We start from the raw sequence: 18,754 nt of genomic DNA, 5'->3' as shown, positions 1-18,754 counted from the left end.
TCATGAAATTTGCAGTTCTTGTGTTCCCTGGCTCCAACTGCGACATCGACTGTTACAAGGCAGTGGAAGATGCGATCGGACAAGAGGTTGATTATGTATGGCACACGGCTACAGATCTTTCGGCTTATGATTGTATTTTAGTTCCGGGTGGTTTCTCTTATGGTGACTACTTGCGTTGCGGAGCGATTTCCCGCTTTGCACCGGTAATGAACGAGGTAGCGAAAGCTGCTGAACAAGGTAAATATATTTTGGGTATTTGCAACGGATTCCAGATCCTGACGGAAGCGGGATTGCTTCCAGGTGCATTGATCCGTAACACTTCCCTGAAATTCCGTTGTCACGATACGGTATTGAAAGTGGCAAACGCAGATACACCATTTACACGTGACTATGCACCCGGCGAAGAGATTATCATCCCGATTGCTCACGGTGAAGGCAACTATTATTGCGATGAGGAGACGCTGGCGAGTCTGCAAGCGAACAACCAGATCGTATTTACGTATGGTACCAACCCGAACGGTTCCCTGGGTGATATTGCAGGAGTCTGTAACGAGGCTGGAAACGTGGTCGGCATGATGCCGCATCCAGAGCGTGCAGTGGATTCACTGTTTGGTTCGGAAGACGGCAAACGTATGTTTACATCTATTTTGAAAGCATGGAGGGATCGGCATGACGCAGCAGCTATCCGCTAAGGAACCAACAGCAGAACAGGTCGCAGAACATAAACTTTACGCACAAATGGGCGTATCTGACAGCGAGTATGAGCTGATCTGTGAGTTCATGGGGCGCAAGCCAAACTACACGGAAATTGGTGTGTTCAGTGTAATGTGGTCCGAGCACTGTGCTTATAAAAACTCCAAGCCATTGCTGCGCCGTTTCCCAACGACTGGACCACGTGTCCTGATGGGACCTGGTGAAGGTGCCGGTATCGTGGATATCGGTGATAATCAGGCCGTTGTATTCAAAATTGAAAGCCATAACCATCCTTCCGCAGTTGAGCCTTATCAAGGTGCGGCAACAGGTGTGGGCGGTATTATCCGTGATATTTTCTCCATGGGTGCAAGACCGGTAGCCATACTGAACTCCCTTCGTTTCGGTAAGCTGGAGAGTGATCGCGTTAAATATTTGTTCGAACATGTGGTAGCGGGTATTGCTGGATACGGTAACTGTATCGGTATTCCTACCGTTGGTGGCGAAGTGATGTTTGATGAGAGCTATGAAGGCAATCCGCTGGTTAACGCGATGTGTGTGGGTCTGATTGATCATGACAAGATTCAGCGCGGCGTAGCTAAAGGTGTAGGAAACCCCGTGTATTATGTTGGGCCACCAACAGGGCGGGATGGTATTCATGGAGCAACCTTTGCATCTGTTGAATTGACGGAAGAATCCGAGTCACAACGGACAGCTGTTCAGGTTGGTGATCCATTTATGGAGAAACTGGTGATGGAATCCTGTCTGGAATTGATCGACACGGGCATCGTGCTCGGAATTCAGGATATGGGTGCTGCGGGTCTGACATGTTCGAGTGCCGAGATGGCAAGTAAAGCGGGTAACGGTCTGGAACTGTATCTGGATCAGGTGCCACAGCGTGAAGAAGGCATGACGCCTTACGAGATGATGTTGTCAGAGTCCCAGGAACGGATGTTGTTCGTTGTAGAGCCGAAGGATGAGGCGCAGGCGATGGAGATCTTTGAACGTTGGGGCGTAATCTGTGCCAAAGTTGGTAAAGTAACGGATGATGGTCGTCTGAAATTGATCCACCACGGCGAAGTGGTCGGAGATATGCCAGTAACGGCACTGGTTGATGAATGTCCAGTGTATGACAAACCTTCTTCTGTACCTGCATACTACGAGCAAAGTGCTTCCATCGACACGCTTCGTTACGACGAAGTGTCGGATCTCGGCGGAGCGTTGAAACAAGTGCTGGCATCACCTACAGTAGCAAGTAAAAAATGGATTTATGATCAATATGACTACATGGTGCGTACAAGCACTGCCGTTCGCCCGGGTTCGGATGCGGCTGTAGTTACGATTCGTGGCACACGCAAAGGTCTCGCGATGACAACGGACTGTAATGGACGTTATGTGTACCTTGATCCTGAAGTTGGTGGACGGATTGCCGTAAGTGAAGCAGCGCGTAACATTGTATGTTCCGGTGCAGAGCCGCTGGCAATTACGGACAACTTGAACTTCGGTAACCCTGAGAAGCCGGATATTTTCTGGCAAATGGAGAAAGCGGTAGACGGTATGGCGGAAGCTTGTCGTGTGCTGGATACGCCGGTCATCGGTGGTAACGTAAGTCTATATAACGAAAATGCCAAAGGCTCCATCTATCCAACGCCAGTTGTCGGTATGGTAGGTCTCGTTCATGATACGGATCATATCACGACGCAAGCATTCAAATCCGAAGGTGATGTTATCATCCTCCTCGGCGAAACAAAAGCTGAACTGGGTGGCAGCGAGCTGCAATACGCGGTTCATGGTCAGACGGAAGGTCGTCCACCAGAACTGAACTTGCAAACGGAAAAAGCGCTGCTCAGCACGGTGCTGGAAGCGATCCAATCCGGACTCGTTCGCTCTGCACATGACTTGTCTGAAGGTGGCTTGGCTGTAGCACTCGCAGAGTCTTGTATCAGTGGTAACGTAGGAGCACAGGTGAATGTGGAGACTGCACTTCGTGCAGATCACGCCCTGTTCAGTGAGAGCCAATCCCGTATCTTGTTGTCGGCTACGCCAGAGCAAGCGGGTAAACTTGAAGCATTTGTACGTGAGCGCGGTGTACCTGTTGCTGTGATTGGACGTGTAGAAGGAAGTAACCTGACGATTGAATTGAACGGAACATCAGCCGTGAGCGAACCTGTAGGAGGTTTGGCTCAGGTCTGGGAGGATGCGATTCCATGTCTCATGAACTGACGACAGGACCGTTGTGGACAGGCGATTATTATAATGAAGGGTCCGGCAAGGAAGGACTCGACAAATTGAAAGAAGAATGCGGTGTGTTCGGGGTGTTCAGACACCCTGACGCAGCTTCGCTCTCCTATTATGGACTGCATGCGCTGCAACATCGGGGCGAAGAAAGTGCAGGCATGTGTGTGAGTGATGGCAGCCAGTTTAACTATCATCGCGGCATGGGGTTGGTGAAGGAAGTATTCACCAAAGACCTGATGCAGACGCTGACCGGGGATATTTCCATTGGACATGTCCGTTATTCAACGAGTGGTGACAGTAAACTGACAAACGCACAGCCATTGGTATTTAAATACCGTGATGGCGATTTGGCGGTAGCGACCAACGGGAACATTGTGAATGCACCAACGATCCGGCGCGAGCTGGAGCAGAGCGGGTCCATTTTCCAAACAACAAGTGATACCGAGGTCATTGCGCATCTAATTGCACGATCCTCCAAAGGGCTTGTGGAAGCGGCAAAAGAGGCGTTCCAGCGCATTGTGGGTGGTTATGCATTTCTGATCATGACCAACGACAAACTGCTCGTGGCTTCCGATCCGCACGGACTTCGTCCGCTGACGATGGGTAAGCTGGGAGATGCATATCTGTTTGCATCTGAGACGTGTGCACTGGAAACAATTGGCGCAGAGTTAATCCGTGACATTGAACCGGGTGAACTACTTGTGTTGGATGCAGAAGGTCTACATGAGGATCGCTTTGATCATCACAAACACCGCAAGGCATTATGCGCGATGGAATATATTTATTTTGCTCGTCCGGATAGTGATATGAATGGTACGAACCAGCATGCGGCCCGTAAACGGATGGGAAGCCGGATGGCGATTGAGTCGTTTGTGGATGCGGACTTGGTTACGGGGGTACCAGATTCCAGCATCTCGGCGGCCATTGGATATGCTGAACAGACAGGTATTCCGTATGAAATGGGTATGATCAAGAATAAATACACCGGACGTACGTTTATCCAGCCAAGCCAGGAATTGCGGGAGCAGGGCGTGAAGATGAAGTTGAGCGCTGTGCGTCGCGTTGTGGAAGGCAAACGTGTGGTCATGATTGACGACTCCATCGTACGGGGAACAACTTCCCGACGGATCGTGAACATGCTGCGTGATGCAGGAGCAACGGAAGTACATGTACGGATTACATCACCACCTTTCAAAAACCCGTGTTTCTACGGTATTGATACGCCTGACAGCCGTGAATTAATTGCTTCACAGTTGTCGGTGGAAGAAATCTGCCGTGAAATTAATGCGGACTCCCTGGAGTTCCTCAGTCCCGATGGACTGATTGCATCGATTCAGGGAGATAATCAGGATGATCCTAAAGGCGGACTATGTCTCGCATGTTTTGATCATGATTACCCAACCCGCCTCGATTTTGGCGGCGAGGAAAAATTCGGCTGTAGCTGTTAGCCCTTAAGCCCCGCCTTGCGGAGCAACAGGGGCCAGGCAGCCAGGCGAAGCAGCTGCCCCCGGGCCTAGCCCGAGCCCTTAGCCCCGCCTTGCGGAGCAACAGGGGCTAGGCAGCCAGGCGAAGCAGCTGCCCCGGGCCAAGCCCGCGCCCTTAAGCCCCGCTTTGCGGAGCAACAGGGGCTAGGTAGCCAGGCGAAGCAGCTGCCCCCGGGCCAAGCCCGCGCCCTTAAGCCCCGCCTTGCGGAGCAACAGGGGCTAGGCAGCCGAGCGAAGCAGCTGCCCAGCGGGCTTGCCCGCAGCGTAGCTGAGCGGGGTTCGCCGACCGATGGCTTGCAGCCAACGGAATCGGCGAACAATCCCGCGAGATCACGCACGAACCAACCATAGCAAGATCACACCAGCCACCTCTGCACCGCTTTTTTTGGCGGGTGTCCAGAGGGCCTGCCAAGGTCCTATGGGGTCCTCCCGGGCGGGAGGATTTAGGTGGGGCGAAAAAAAAGGAGATGATTCCACTTGTCTGAAGCATATAAAAAGGCCGGCGTTGATATCGCGGCAGGTAATGAAGCGGTTGAACGGATGAAAAAACACGTGAAGCGTACCTTCCGTCCGGAAGTGATGACAGATCTGGGAGGCTTTGGCGCCCTGTTCGGTTTGAACAAAGATAAATACGATGAGCCTGTGCTTGTATCCGGTACAGACGGCGTAGGCACCAAGCTGAAAATTGCATTTGCCATGGACCGTCACGATACCATCGGAATTGACGCGGTAGCGATGTGTGTGAACGACATTGTGGTACAGGGTGCAGAACCACTCTTCTTCCTTGACTATCTGGCATGTGACAAAGTCATTCCTGAGAAGATTGAAGCTATTGTTGCGGGAATCGCTGAAGGCTGTCATCAGTCGGGCTGTGCGCTGATCGGTGGCGAGACGGCGGAAATGCCGGGCATGTACAGTGAAGGCGAATATGATATTGCCGGATTCACGGTAGGCATCGTGGACAAAGCAAAGATTATCAACGGCACAACCATTGCTCCTGGCGACACAGTGATTGGCCTGGCTTCCAGCGGTGTGCATAGTAACGGATTCTCGCTGGTACGCAGACTTTTGTTGGAAGATGCGGGACTTGATCTGCATGATGAATTAGCGGAACTGGGCGGTAAGCTGGGCGATTCTCTGCTGGAACCTACAAAGATCTATGTTAAACCTCTGTTGTCCCTGCTGGAAAAGGTAAAAGTAAAAGGCATGGCACACATTACAGGTGGTGGTTTCATCGAGAATATCCCACGTATGTTGCCTAGCAACGTGAATGTGGATATTGACCACGGCTCTTGGCCGATCCTGCCAATCTTCAACCTGTTACAGGAAAAGGGTGCTGTCTCGAACCGTGACATGTTCACCACATTTAACATGGGTGTCGGGCTTGTACTGGTCGTTAATGAAGCAGATGCATCGGAAGCGCTGCAACAACTGAAAGCATCTGGTGAAGAAGCGTACATCATTGGCCGTGTTACTGAAGGAGATGCGCGAGTAACCTTCACGGGAGCGGATGTTTAATGGCGAACTACCGCATAGCTGTATTTGCCTCGGGTGAAGGGACTAACTTTCAGTCATTGGTCGATGCAGTACGGAATGGTGGGCTGAATGCATCCGTTGATCTGCTCGTGTGTGATAAACCTTCTGCACGTGTTGTGCAGCGGGCACAGGACGCAGGCGTGGAATGTCATCTGTTTACTCCGAAAAATTATGCTTCCCGTGAAGCCTATGAGTCAGAGATCGTGGAAGTGCTCGAATCCAAAAAGATCGACCTGGTCGTTCTTGCCGGATATATGAGATTGCTGACTTCCGTTGTGGTGGATCGTTACGCAGGGCGGTTGATTAACATTCATCCGTCCTTGCTACCGGCATTTGCAGGTAAGGATGCGATTGGACAGGCATTGGAATACGGTGTGAAAGTTACGGGTGTGACCGTGCACTTTGTGGACGGAGGCATGGATACCGGACCGATTATTGCCCAGCATCCGGTTCCCATTTTGCCAGAGGATACGCCTGAGTCAATCAGCCGTTCCATTCATGCGGCTGAACAGCAGTTATACCCTGAAGTTGTTTCCTGGTTCGCGCAAGGTCTGGTTCAGTTAGACGGACGTCACGTGACTGTTAACAAACCGGTTTAATATAGTTTTAAACTGTTTCACACATTAACGAAGAGGACAGAAATAAGCTGGAGAAGCAAAGCGCTCGCCTTTATTACTGGATTTTTACCATTGAGAAATTGTTCAAAAAAATCTAGGAATAACAGCGATCGAAAGATTATTCTGGACTCGTAGTGTTTTAGTGTGAAAATCCATTTATCAACTGTATAACAGAAGTCGAATATTGGTACGCATTTTGTGATATTTCTCGGGAAATAAATCGGCTGTGTTTCGTCAGGAAACGCGAAGCCATGGGACATTAAAGGAGGAGCATATTGTGAGTATCAAAAGAGCGCTGGTTAGCGTATCGGATAAAACGGGCATCGTGGACTTTTGCCGCGAGCTGTCGCAAATGGGTGTGGAGATTATTTCGACAGGAGGTACAAGCAGCCTGTTGTCGAAGGAAGGCGTACCTGTCATCGGAATTTCGGATGTGACCGGATTCCCGGAAATCATGGACGGACGTGTCAAAACATTGCATCCGGCAGTTCATAGTGGGTTGTTGGCTGTGCGTGATAACGAAGAGCACACACGCCAGATGGAAGAACTCGGTCTCGGCTATATCGATCTGGTTGTCGTGAACCTGTATCCATTTCAAGAGACTATTGCGAAACCGGACGTAGCATACGAAGATGCCATCGAGAACATCGATATTGGCGGTCCAACGATGCTTCGCTCGGCAGCCAAAAACCATGCCTTTGTCAGTGTCGTTGTAGACGCATCTGATTACAGCCAAGTGCTGGAGGAAGTGCGCAACGATGGAGATACCACTCTCGAAACTCGCAAACGGCTTGCGGCAAAAGTGTTCCGTCATACGGCGGCTTACGATGCACTCATCTCCGACTACCTGTCCAACGTAAATGGCGATCCACTGCCAGAGCGTCTAACGGTTACTTACGAAAAACTCCAAGATTTGCGTTACGGCGAAAATCCACACCAGCAGGCGGCATTCTACCGCAAACCGCTGGCTGCTCAAGATACGTTGACAACAGCCGAGCAATTGCATGGCAAAGAGTTGTCTTATAATAACATCAACGATGCGAACGCAGCATTGCAGATCGTCAAAGAGTTTGAAGAACCAGCCGTTGTCGCGGTTAAACATATGAACCCATGTGGCGTAGGTATTGGCGCAAGTATCTATGAAGCTTACGGCAAAGCATATGCTGCAGATCCAACATCTATATTTGGTGGCATTGTGGCAGCAAACCGTATTATCGACAGCGATACAGCAGGCAAGTTGAGCGAGATTTTCCTGGAAATCGTACTTGCTCCTGATTTTACACAAGAGGCTCTCGATATCCTGACGAAAAAGAAAAACATTCGTTTGCTCAAAACAGGCGAACTGAATGCTGCTCGTAAACGGGAGAGCCAATTCGTGGTAACGTCTATCGACGGTGGCATGATCGTGCAACAGTCCGATGTACACTCCATCGAAGCAAGCGAGTTGAATGTTGTAACCGATCGTGCGCCATCGGAAGAAGAACTGAAACAGCTGTTGTTTGGCTGGAAAGTAGTTAAACACGTGAAATCCAACGCGATTGTACTTGCTGCGAATGACATGACGGTGGGTGTGGGCGCTGGACAAATGAATCGTGTGGGTGCAGCCAAAATTGCGATTGAACAAGCGGGCGAGCAAGCAAAAGGTGCTATTCTGGCATCTGATGCGTTCTTCCCAATGGGTGATACGCTGGAACTGGCTGCAAAAGCCGGAATTACAGCAGTGATCCAACCTGGTGGATCGATCAAAGATGAAGAATCCATCAAAGTAGCGAATGAATACGGAATTGCCATGGTCTTCACAGGCGTTCGTCACTTCAAACACTAGAACGAAAAAGGTTTAATAAGGGGTGTCGCCTGTCATGCTAATGACTTATGGTACACCCCCTATTTTTTAGTTTTTTCAACACGTGATAGCGTAACAAATCCAGTTATGCACGGAGGGGGAACAGAACGAATGGATATTCTGGTAGTAGGCGGCGGTGGCCGAGAGCATGCAATCATCTGGGCACTGGCGAAGAGTCCAAAGGTAGACAAGATTCACTGTGCACCGGGAAATGCAGGCATTGCTCAACTCGCTGAGTGTCATGCCATTGCGGTGAATGAATTCGATAAACTAACGGCTCTTGCTGTAGAGCTTAAAGTAGGTCTGGTGGTTATTGGTCCGGATGATCCGCTTGCGGATGGGATTGTGGATGCATTTGATTCGACAGGTATTCCGGTATTTGGACCCCGTCGTAATGCAGCAGAGATCGAAGGAAGTAAAACGTTCATGAAGGACCTGCTGCACAAATACAACATTCCAACCGCAGCTTATGAAAAATTCGACAACTACGAACAAGCTCAAGCATACCTGAATGAGCAAGCAATCCCGGTTGTCATCAAGGCAGATGGACTTGCAGCGGGCAAAGGTGTGACAGTAGCTTATTCCCGTGATGAGGCTGATCAGGCTCTGCGTAGCATCATGGTGGAGAAGGTATTTGGTGAAGCGGGAGCCAAAGTCATCATCGAGGAATTCCTCGCAGGGCAGGAAATGTCCATTCTGGCTTTTGTCGATGGGGAGACGGTTCGTCCGATGGCGGCGGCACAGGATCACAAACCTGTATTCGACAACGACCAAGGGCCAAACACAGGCGGTATGGGGACATACTCACCTTTGCCACATATCCCTGCTTCTATTATTGAGGAAGCCGTGGAGACGATCATCAAACCAACTGCCAAAGCGATGGTGTCCGAGGGACGCCCATTCCAGGGTGTATTGTTTGCCGGGCTGATGATTTCACCAGATGGTAAGCCCAAAACGATTGAGTTCAACGCACGTTTTGGTGACCCGGAAACACAGGTCGTATTGCCACGCCTAAAGAGTGACTTGTTTGATATCTTCTGGGCAACCGTCCATGGCAAGCTGGCTGATATTGAGATTGAATGGAGTGATGAAGCTGCTGTATGTGTGGTACTTGCTTCAGGAGGTTATCCGGGTCCTTATGCCAAAGGCGTAGTCATTGAAGGACTGGATCAAGTGCAAGATGCCGTGGTATTCCACGCAGGTACAGCGCGTAGTGAAGCGGGAGACTGGGTTACGAATGGTGGACGGATCCTGGGTGTAGTTGGCCTTGGTGCGGATATTGCCGAAGCTAGAAACAAAGCTTATCAACAGGCGGAGCGTATCCATTTTGATGGTAAACATCAGCGGACAGATATTGCTGCCAAAGCACTCGTATAGAATGAGTATAAGAGCCCGTAAAGATGTATACCGGAAAGGTATTTGCATCTTGCGGGCTCTTTGCTACGTATATAGATGTATCTTGTGCATAAGGCCGGACTTGTTTTATACGGGAAAGAATATGGGGAAGATTCAAAACGGGATTAAATCAGGGAGATCCGGCATGTTTAATGCCCTAAAGTAAGGGGTAGTATTTTTATAAATTGGACTATACTAAACATGTGAACAATATCACATTACGAGGTAATATCAATCATATTATATAAAGTAGGTAACATACATAGAGACTAATTTGTGAACATTATACTGTAAGCTTGTGGCAAACCATAACGTGCAACTGGATGGTTGAGCGGGAAACATGGTATACTTTTCGGAAACAGGAATGAGTACGAGGGGAGGTGGATATCTATTGGGTAGGCGATATTGTAAATTGTCCAAATGGCGAATCTAGGTGGAGTTAAGCGAGGAACAATTGACAGCATGAGGGGTAACCCGATTTGAATGAAGAAGTTTCTGCAAGTCATTGACTTCATCTTGAATTCCTGTTTTGTAATTTTACAAGGTCAAACGTAAGACTTATACAAAAGTTATCATTGAAATCAATTTTATATAAGGCAGACGTCGTGTTGAAAGACTAACAGTTGATGAATGGTTAACACAGTTAACGGATCACGCTGTAACTATCTCTGGAGGTGAATCCCTGAGAACCGGGGAAATCATTGGACATAATTACCATATTGAATATCGCTTTACTTATTATCTTGATTGCATTGACTGCATTTTTCGTAGCATCGGAGTTCGCTGTAGTCAAAATTCGTACATCAAGAGTGGATCAACTGGTCGCGGAGGGCAATAAAAAGGCCGTATTGGCTAAAAAAGTTGTCTCGGACCTAGATTATTATCTGTCAGCCTGTCAGCTCGGTATTACGGTCACTGCACTGGGACTGGGAGCGCTCGGAAAACCGACGGTTGAGAGATTGTTATATCCGGTATTCAATTATTTAGATGTACCTGCTTCAATCTCGTCGATTGCTTCCTATGCGATCGCCTTTATCCTCGTCACGTTCTTGCACGTGGTTGTTGGTGAGATGGCACCGAAAACGTTGGCGATTCAATTCTCAGAAAAACTGACATTAATGCTCGCCCCATCGCTATACTGGTTTGGTAAAATCATGTATCCGTTCATCTGGGCGCTTAATGGAACTTCACGTGTTCTTCTGCGAGGATTCGGTGTAAAGCCTGCCAAACATGATCAAGCCTACTCGGAGGATGAGATCAAAATCATCATGAACCAGAGTTACGAAGGTGACGAGAACAACAAGACCAAGCTTTCATATCTGGAAAATGTATTTGTGTTCGATGAACGTGATGCCAAAGACATCATGGTACCTCGTACAGAACTGGTGACATTAGATCAGGATATGACCTATGACGATATTATTCCTATATTGGATGAACATAACTACTCACGTTACCCTGTCATCGAGGATGGGGACAAGGACCGCATTATCGGCGTTGTGAATGTGAAAAAGATTTTGCCTGACATGGTAGCCGCAAGATCGTATCAACTAAGCGAGTTCGTTCGTGAGATCCCATTTGTTTCCGAAGTTACAAGTATCCAGGATGCGATGATTAAAATGCAGCAGGAACGTGTACACATGGCCGTGGTCGTGGATGAATACGGCGGTACCTCGGGTATCATTACGATGGAGGATATTCTGGAGGAACTTGTCGGTGAGATTCGCGATGAATTCGATGCCGATGAGGTGGCTGATATCCAGGAAACCGGAGAGAATCAATATCTCATTAATGGTCGGGTACTTTTGGATGAAGTGGAGCGGCAGTTCGGGCTTAGCTTTGAAGGTAATGAAGAGATGGATACCGTTGCTGGATGGATCCAGTACCAGAAGGGTGTAGGTGTGGAAAAAGGAGACACGGTAGAACACGGCGATTATGTCTGGACCGTTGTGGATACCGAAAACTATCACATCAAACAAGTTCTTCTGGAACGAGTGAGCGGCGCACAGGTTGAGGAAGCTACTAGCGATCTGGCGTAATCTTGTCCGGAAATCTTTTAAAAATTTAAATATTTTTGCGATAACGGAGAGGACAGAATAGACTGAAGAAGCGAAGCGTCCGCCTTTATCACCGGATTTTCCCCTTTTATATAAGGAATAAAAAAATCTGGTGATAACAGCGGTCGGAAGGTTATTTTGTCATCGGAGTGGTCTGTGCAACCTTAATATAAATTTTATTTGGAGGTGAATCCCTCAACCCGAGGGAAATCATTGGACGGAATAATAGCCTTGAATTTATTTTTAGTAGCCGTATTTATAGGTCTGACAGCCTTTTTTGTTGGAGCCGAATTTGCAATTCTTAAAGTACGGATGTCCCGAATCGATCAATTGATCTCGGAAGGCAATAAAAAGGCAGTACTGGCCAAAAAAGTGGCGCACAACCTGGATTATTATCTGTCGGCATGTCAATTGGGGATCACCATCACGGCGCTGGTATTGGGAGCCTTGGGTGAACCTACTGTTGAGAAAATGTTGCATCCGCTCTTTGAGCGAATGGAAGTTCCAGCGGCGTTATCTACCGTACTTTCCTACGGTATCGCTCTGGCGATCATTACGTTCCTGCACGTGGTTATTGGTGAATTGGCACCGAAAACCCTGGCGATTCAGTTTGCAGAGAGAATGACGCTATTGCTGGCACCACCACTGTACTGGTTCGGTAAAATCATGAATCCATTCATCTACGCGCTGAATGGAGCTGCTCGTCTGTTGCTTGGTATCTTTGGTGTAAAACCTGCCGGGCATGATACCGTTCACTCCGAAGAAGAGCTGAAGCTGATTATGGCACAGAGCTACGAGAGTGGCGAGATCAACCAGACGGAGCTGGACTATCTCAAAAACATTTTTGCTTTTGATGAGCGTCTGCTTCAGGAGATTATGATTCCACGAGATAAAATTGTTACTTTGAATAAGGAAATGCCGATTGATCAGATCATTGAAACGCTGAATCGACACGAATACACGAGATACCCTGTTATTGCAAATGGGGATCAGGCTCATTTTGTTGGCTTCATTAACACGAAAGAAATGCTGACGAGTGTAGCTGCGGGCAGAGATTTCAATATGGAGACATTTGTTCACAATACACCGAGTTTCTCCGAGCGTTCTCCAATCAAGGATGTACTGATCCAGATGCAGCAAAGCCGTGTACACATTGCAACCGTGAAAAACGAGGCAGGTGCTACGGTAGGTATGGTTACGATGGAGGATATCCTTGAAGAGATTGTCGGAGACATCAAGGATGAATACGAGCATAAAGATTTGGTGAATCCACCAAAAAGAATGAAACTGGTTTAAGAAGCAGTAATACAAAAGTGATACAGGAATAAGAAGCAACCTAATCAATCGTTATAATGCTAAGCAGGTTCCCGGAGTGATCGGGGCCTGCTTTTTGTATTAAATCTTAATTTTAAAATAAAAGCTTGCATATTGAGGTCCAATGGATTAATATAAATTTAAAGAATCTTAATTTAAAGATAAATAACGAAAAGCAATAAATAAAAGAAGCAAAAACAACCTATGATACAACTAAAACCAAGGGAGTGGAGATTATGTTCAGAACTTCAGGAATTCATCATATTACAGCTTTTGTTGACGATGCGCAGAAAAACGTTGATTTTTATGCAGCTGTGTTGGCGCTCAGACTGGTGAAAAAAACAATAAACTTTGATGCACCGGACGTGTATCACTTGTATTACGGGAATGAGCAGGGTGCACCGGGCACAATCATTACCTTTTTCCCACAGCAGAATTCAAGAAGAGGTGTCATTGGGTCAGGTCAGACTGGAGTTACCGTATATGCGGTTCCTGTAGGAAGCCTGCCTTTCTGGAAAGAACGTCTTGCTTCCTTCGATATTCCATATGAAAATAAAACCAGATTTGGTGAGCAGTACATTCGTTTCTTCGACAAAGGCGGTCTGTTGCTTGAACTGGTTGAGCGTGAAGGCGGTCAGCCAAGCAACTGGAGTTTCAACGGTGTGACACCGGAGCATGCCATCAAAGGATTTGGCGGAGCCGTATTGTTCAGCCACGTTCCTGAGAAAACCATGGACGTCTTGGTGAGCAAACTGGGTCTGGAGCAAGTCGGTGAAGAGAACGGACTCCTTCGTCTTCAGGCAAGCGGCGATATTGGTCAGATCATTGATATTCAGTCCACAGGTATCCAACGCGGGATTGGTGGAGCCGGAACGGTTCACCATATTGCATGGCGTGCCAAAGATTACGTGGAACATGAACAAATTCAGCAGGATCTTGAACAATCCGGATATCATCCAACGCCAGTCATTGACCGTCAATACTTCAACGCTGTGTATTTCCGGGAGCCGGGTGGTATACTGTTCGAACTGGCTACGGATCCTCCGGGATTTGCACGGGATGAACCAGCAGAGAGCATGGGTGAGAAACTGATGTTGCCTGAATGGTATGAACCACAGCGTGAGCAGATTGAACAATTGTTGCCACGAATTGAAGTACGTGAATGGAAAGGAGAGTCCAAATCATGACCACAACCAATACAATGAAACATATCTATAAAGCAGGTGCTCAGCCGGATGCGCCAACAATCCTGTTGCTTCATGGCACAGGCGGAACCGAGAATGATCTGATCGGTCTGGCGGAGATGATCGCACCAGGAGCTGGCATACTTGGGGTGCGGGGTAATGTATCGGAGAACGGGATGCCCCGTTTCTTCCGCCGCCTGGCCGAAGGCATTTTTGATGAAGAAGATCTGATTGCTCGTACGGCAGAGCTGGGATCTTTTGTAGATGCAGCTGCGGTGGAATACGGTTTTGATCGGTCCAACGTGTATGCACTGGGTTACTCTAACGGTGCCAACATTGCGGCAAGCTTGATCTTCCATCAAGCAGACGTATTCAAAGGTGCAATTCTGCATCACCCGATGGTACCGTTGCGCGGACTCGAACTGCCGGATCTGAAAGGTCTGCCTGTGTTCATTGGTGCGGGCGAGAACGATCCGATTGTACCAAGACGTGAAACCGAGGAACTTGCTTCGCTGCTCAGCGGTGCAGGTGCCGATGTAAACACGCATTGGGAGCGTCAGGGTCATCAGTTGACTCGTACTGAGGCAGAAGCTGCGGCAGCTTGGTTTAAGACTCAGGCGTAAATTGGGTGGATAGACGGTTATGAAACGTATAGAGACAGCCTGATCGTGAAGATCGGGCTGTTTTTTCTTTTTATTTAGTCATCGTTAGGAAGAGGAAATGATTGACTGGTGTTATGTAACCGTTACTAACCGGGTAAACATTTGAATGTGTGGTAGATAACCTTGTATGCTTAGTGATATAGCTATGTATCAACATCATGAACTGGAGGGGTTAATGTGGAACGTAACATCAAGGAACTGGTACAGCGGATGACACTGGAAGAAAAAGCGGGTATGTGCTCGGGCCTGGACTTTTGGCATCTGAAAGGGGTGGAGCGTCTTGGCATTCCATCCATCATGGTGACGGACGGACCTCATGGGCTTCGCAAGCAGGATGGGAGTGCGGATCATCTTGGGCTAACGTCGAGTGTGCCTGCAACCTGTTTCCCGTCTGCGGCAGGATTGGCTAGTTCATGGGACAAGGAGCTGGCGCGTCAGGTCGGGGTGGCTTTGGGAGAGGAATGTCAGGCCGAGGATGTAGCGGTATTACTTGGACCGGGTGTAAATATTAAACGTTCCCCATTGGGTGGACGTAATTTTGAATACTTTTCCGAAGATCCGTTGTTATCTACGCAGATGGCTACCGGTCATATTCAGGGTGTGCAGAGCCAGGGTGTGGGTACGTCTCTCAAACACTTTGCAGTTAATAATCAGGAAGAACGGCGTATGTCGATTGATGCGGTGGTGGATGAACGGACGCTGCGTGAAATTTATCTGGCGAGCTTTGAAGGTGCAGTGAAGGATGGACAGCCGTGGACGGTGATGTGTTCTTACAATAAGGTGAACGGTACGTATGCAGGTGAGAATGAATGGTTGCTTACGGATATCCTGAAAGACGAATGGGGACACGAAGGTCTTGTGGTATCAGACTGGGGTGCGGTCAATGAACGTGCAGACGCTCTTGCAGCAGGACTGGAACTGGAGATGCCAACAAGTGGTGGAATCGGTGAGCGTAAATTGATCGATGCCGTAGAAAGCGGACAACTGCCGCTGGACAAGCTGGATCGGGCGGTGGAGCGTCTGCTTACGCTGATCTTTAATGCCGTTGATCAAAAGCAAGATGGGGCTACATATAACAAGGATGAGCATCACCAACTTGCGCGTAAGGTGGCAGCCGAGAGTATGGTTTTGCTGAAAAATGAAGAAGGTATCCTGCCGCTTGGGCGTGAAGGCGATGTGGCGATAATCGGGGCATTTGCGCGTAAACCTCGCTTCCAGGGCGGGGGAAGTTCCCACATTAATCCGACCAAAGTGGATGATATTGTGGAAGAGATGACACAGGTGGCTGGCGAAAGTGTAACCTTCTCGTATGCCCCAGGTTATCGGATTGAAGCGGATGATGTGGATGAGACATTGATGCATGAGGCTGTTCAGGCAGCACAGTCAGCGGATACCGCTGTTGTGTTTGTTGGATTGCCGGATCGTTATGAATCCGAAGGGTATGATCGTGCCCATTTGCGTCTGCCTGACAATCATATTCGTCTGATTGAAGAGATTGCGAAGGTTCAATCACGTGTCGTCGTTGTGCTGAGCAACGGATCTCCAGTAGAGATGCCTTGGTTACCGCAGGTGCAAGCCGTGCTCGAAGCTTATCTTGGTGGACAGGCTGTTGGTGGAGCGATAGCTGATCTGCTGTATGGTGAGGTGAATCCGTCCGGTAAACTGGCGGAGACGTTCCCTGCCAAGCTCAGCCATAATCCATCCTACTTGAATTTCCCGGGCGAAGGGGATCGTGTCGATTACCGGGAAGGCATCTTTGTTGGTTACCGCTATTATGACAAAAAAGAGCTGGAGCCACTGTTCCCGTTTGGTTATGGACTGAGTTATACGACATTTGAATATGCTGATCTGAAGGTAGATCGCACAGAACTGACCGATCAGGATGAGGTGAATGTGCAAGTAAGGGTCACCAATACCGGTGACAGAGCGGGCAAGGAGATTGTACAGTTGTATGTCAGCGATGTAGAGAGCACAGTTATTCGTCCGGTAAGAGAATTGAAAGGATTTGCGAAGGTGGCCCTTGAACCTGGAGAGTCCAAAGTGGTGAGCTTCACACTAAACAAACGTTCATTCGCCTATTACAACGTAGATATGAAGGACTGGCATGTGGAGACCGGAGAGTTCGAGATTCAGGTAGGCAGTTCCTCACGGGACATTCATGTGCACACACGTGTGAATGTAGAGTCTACAGCGACATTCCTTCCAACCTATACGCGTAATAGTACATTGGGTGATATCCAGCGTGATCCGGCCCATAAACAGCTACTGGACCAGGCTTTGCAACAATTCAAGGAAGCCAGTGGGTTCGGCGGTGATGATGCCGGGGATCATGCAGATATGATGGATGCGATGATGAAATATATGCCGCTACGAGCACTGGTTGCGTTTAGCGGTGGGGCCATGACGGAAGAAGCGATGAATGAACTTCTGGAGCAGCTGAACAACAAGGATCATGGTATTCGGGGATAAGGGGCAGCGGCCTTAAACCGAGATTTGTCCATCCTTGGATTAAACGAATGTGCAATCCGTGCAGGCACTGCGCACGAAGCAACAGGAAGGTGTATATGAGGGCCAGCCGTTTAGTAGCTGGTACATTTACCCGATCCGATCATGGATCGGGTTTTCTTTTTGTATAAGGAAAAAGGAGGGTTACCGAAACGGTGGGATAGGGATGATCCTTGCAACGTGACAGAGGAGACAGGACTGCTGTAACTTGATGAAGCAATATGGTTGTCGTATAGCATGGATTATTCTATAATGAAGTAATTGATAATCATTTTCAATTAGATTCGGTGAAAGATGACTATGCTTGTAATCAGGAGGGAACATGGATCCTAATCCTAGCTCACATACGTTTGGTTCAAGTGCGTTTGTTCAGACCCGTGATGGTCGCAAACTACATTATATGTCCAGGGGAACAGGAGAGCTGACGGTTGTATTTGAGTCCGGTATGGGCGCCTCCAGATCAAACTGGGGACTGGTTGCACCAGCCATTGCTGAGCATGCACGTGCTGTCGTGTATGACAGGGCAGGGGCGGGACGAAGTGATGTCGACTCGGCTCCCCGCAGCCTTGAACGCATTGCAGGGGATCTTGGAGAACTGCTGACAGCTCTGGGCCCGGGCCCATTCATTCTGGTTGGACATAGCTGGGGCGGTCCGATTGTACGGGCTGCGGCAGCTGCACATCTATCTCGATTACATGGCATTATCCTGGTAGATCCATCAGACGAGCATTGCGAAATGTATTTTTCCAAGCTTGCTAAAAAGAGCTTTGCCATCAATGGTTTCATTATTCCAATCATGGCGCGAACTGGCTTATATAAGATGCTTGGCAGCAAAGCTGGAAGTGTTCAGCCTGACGATGTGGCAGCGGATCACCTCAAGGAGGATTTCACTGTACGGGCAGCCAGCACGATGCTTGCGGAAGGCAAAACATTTCTGGATGACATGGCAGCGTTGCTGGAACATCCTCCGGCTCTGGGTAATCTGGAAGTTAGCGTGATCTCGGGTACGAACCCGGGCAAGGGAGAGGGGAAAATCAGACCTGCCCTCATCACGGCGCATCGCCAGACGGTGAGCCAGCTATCCAATGCGAGATGGATTGGGGCCGATCAATCGGGACATATGGTTATGTATACAGACCCTCAGGTCATTATTGATGAGATTTTACGAATGATAAATGATGAGAGCTCAGGCGCAAGAACAGAACAAAAGTGATACAATACAAAGAAAA

At 48.6% G+C, this 18,754-nt stretch carries 14 protein-coding genes; 13 read left to right on the top strand and 1 reads right to left on the bottom strand.

Translation table 11 applies throughout. The features are described from left to right. The first annotated feature begins 2 nt into the window (after window positions 1–2). Genes purQ through purF form a run of 3 tightly spaced genes read left to right on the top strand, consistent with a single transcriptional unit; the run spans window position 3 to window position 4,376 of the window. Entirely contained in the window at window positions 3–692 is a 690-nt protein-coding gene (purQ, locus tag C161_RS04255) for a phosphoribosylformylglycinamidine synthase subunit PurQ (protein ID WP_036606071.1), read from the top strand. Further along, a complete protein-coding gene (purL, locus tag C161_RS04250; protein WP_036668395.1) occupies window positions 670–2,913 on the top strand; it encodes a phosphoribosylformylglycinamidine synthase subunit PurL in 2,244 nt (747 codons plus the stop codon). The genes purQ and purL overlap by 23 nt, the downstream gene beginning before the upstream one ends. Next, complete coding sequence (gene purF, locus C161_RS04245; RefSeq protein ID WP_036668394.1) at window positions 2,898–4,376, top strand: amidophosphoribosyltransferase; 1,479 nt, start codon at window positions 2,898–2,900, stop codon at window positions 4,374–4,376. The genes purL and purF overlap by 16 nt, the downstream gene beginning before the upstream one ends. Before the next feature lie 226 nt (window positions 4,377–4,602). Here the strand turns inward: purF and C161_RS32265 are convergent, their stop codons facing one another. Then, a complete protein-coding gene (locus C161_RS32265; RefSeq protein ID WP_156946077.1) occupies window positions 4,603–4,824 on the bottom strand; it encodes a hypothetical protein in 222 nt (73 codons plus the stop codon). A gap of 65 nt (window positions 4,825–4,889) precedes the next feature. Here C161_RS32265 and purM point away from each other — a divergent pair, with 65 nt between their 5' ends. The 10 genes from purM to C161_RS04195 all read left to right on the top strand — a co-directional run bounded on the left by purM (window position 4,890) and on the right by C161_RS04195 (window position 18,738). After that, window positions 4,890–5,930: a phosphoribosylformylglycinamidine cyclo-ligase gene (gene purM / locus C161_RS04240; RefSeq protein ID WP_036668393.1), complete on the top strand. Its 1,041-nt coding sequence runs from the start codon at window positions 4,890–4,892 to the stop codon at window positions 5,928–5,930. Beyond that, on the top strand, window positions 5,930–6,547 hold the full coding sequence (gene purN, locus C161_RS04235; protein WP_036606067.1) for a phosphoribosylglycinamide formyltransferase: 618 nt from the start codon (window positions 5,930–5,932) through the stop codon (window positions 6,545–6,547). Before purM ends, purN begins: the two co-directional genes overlap by 1 nt. 295 nt (window positions 6,548–6,842) lie before the next feature. Continuing rightward, window positions 6,843–8,390, top strand: a complete 1,548-nt coding sequence (purH, locus tag C161_RS04230) for a bifunctional phosphoribosylaminoimidazolecarboxamide formyltransferase/IMP cyclohydrolase (protein ID WP_036606066.1) — start codon at window positions 6,843–6,845, stop codon at window positions 8,388–8,390. A gap of 129 nt (window positions 8,391–8,519) precedes the next feature. Then, complete coding sequence (gene purD / locus C161_RS04225; RefSeq protein WP_036668392.1) at window positions 8,520–9,785, top strand: phosphoribosylamine--glycine ligase; 1,266 nt, start codon at window positions 8,520–8,522, stop codon at window positions 9,783–9,785. A 719-nt stretch (window positions 9,786–10,504) separates the two neighbouring features. Then, window positions 10,505–11,842: a hemolysin family protein gene (locus C161_RS04220; RefSeq protein ID WP_036606064.1), complete on the top strand. Its 1,338-nt coding sequence runs from the start codon at window positions 10,505–10,507 to the stop codon at window positions 11,840–11,842. 231 nt (window positions 11,843–12,073) lie between these two features. Further along, a complete protein-coding gene (locus C161_RS04215) occupies window positions 12,074–13,156 on the top strand; it encodes a hemolysin family protein (RefSeq protein ID WP_036606063.1) in 1,083 nt (360 codons plus the stop codon). A 254-nt stretch (window positions 13,157–13,410) separates the two neighbouring features. Then, window positions 13,411–14,361, top strand: coding sequence for a ring-cleaving dioxygenase (locus C161_RS04210; RefSeq protein ID WP_036668391.1), 951 nt, complete (start codon window positions 13,411–13,413; stop codon window positions 14,359–14,361). A gap of 14 nt (window positions 14,362–14,375) precedes the next feature. Beyond that, entirely contained in the window at window positions 14,376–14,981 is a 606-nt protein-coding gene (locus C161_RS04205; RefSeq protein ID WP_036668429.1) for an alpha/beta hydrolase, read from the top strand. A gap of 216 nt (window positions 14,982–15,197) precedes the next feature. After that, complete coding sequence (locus C161_RS04200; protein ID WP_036668390.1) at window positions 15,198–17,489, top strand: beta-glucosidase family protein; 2,292 nt, start codon at window positions 15,198–15,200, stop codon at window positions 17,487–17,489. 358 nt (window positions 17,490–17,847) lie between these two features. Further along, entirely contained in the window at window positions 17,848–18,738 is an 891-nt protein-coding gene (locus C161_RS04195) for an alpha/beta fold hydrolase (protein WP_051449577.1), read from the top strand. Window positions 18,739–18,754: the final 16 nt, after the last annotated feature.

The organism is Paenibacillus sp. FSL R5-192, assembly GCF_000517845.1.
Taxonomy (GTDB): Bacteria; Bacillota; Bacilli; order Paenibacillales; family Paenibacillaceae; genus Paenibacillus; species Paenibacillus amylolyticus.
This window is presented reverse-complemented; position numbering and strand designations above follow the sequence as displayed.

Bases quoted from the DNA above. Each gene is read 5' to 3' on its own strand.
- purQ (WP_036606071.1), top strand. From the start codon at position 3: ATGAAATTTGCAGTTCTTGTGTTCCCTGGCTCCAACTGCGACATCGAC.
- purL (WP_036668395.1), top strand. From the start codon at position 670: ATGACGCAGCAGCTATCCGCTAAGGAACCAACAGCAGAACAGGTCGCA.
- purF (WP_036668394.1), top strand. From the start codon at position 2,898: ATGTCTCATGAACTGACGACAGGACCGTTGTGGACAGGCGATTATTAT.
- purN (WP_036606067.1), top strand. From the start codon at position 5,930: ATGGCGAACTACCGCATAGCTGTATTTGCCTCGGGTGAAGGGACTAAC.
- purD (WP_036668392.1), top strand. From the start codon at position 8,520: ATGGATATTCTGGTAGTAGGCGGCGGTGGCCGAGAGCATGCAATCATC.
- C161_RS04210 (WP_036668391.1), top strand. From the start codon at position 13,411: ATGTTCAGAACTTCAGGAATTCATCATATTACAGCTTTTGTTGACGAT.
- C161_RS04205 (WP_036668429.1), top strand. From the start codon at position 14,376: ATGAAACATATCTATAAAGCAGGTGCTCAGCCGGATGCGCCAACAATC.
- C161_RS04195 (WP_051449577.1), top strand. From the start codon at position 17,848: ATGGATCCTAATCCTAGCTCACATACGTTTGGTTCAAGTGCGTTTGTT.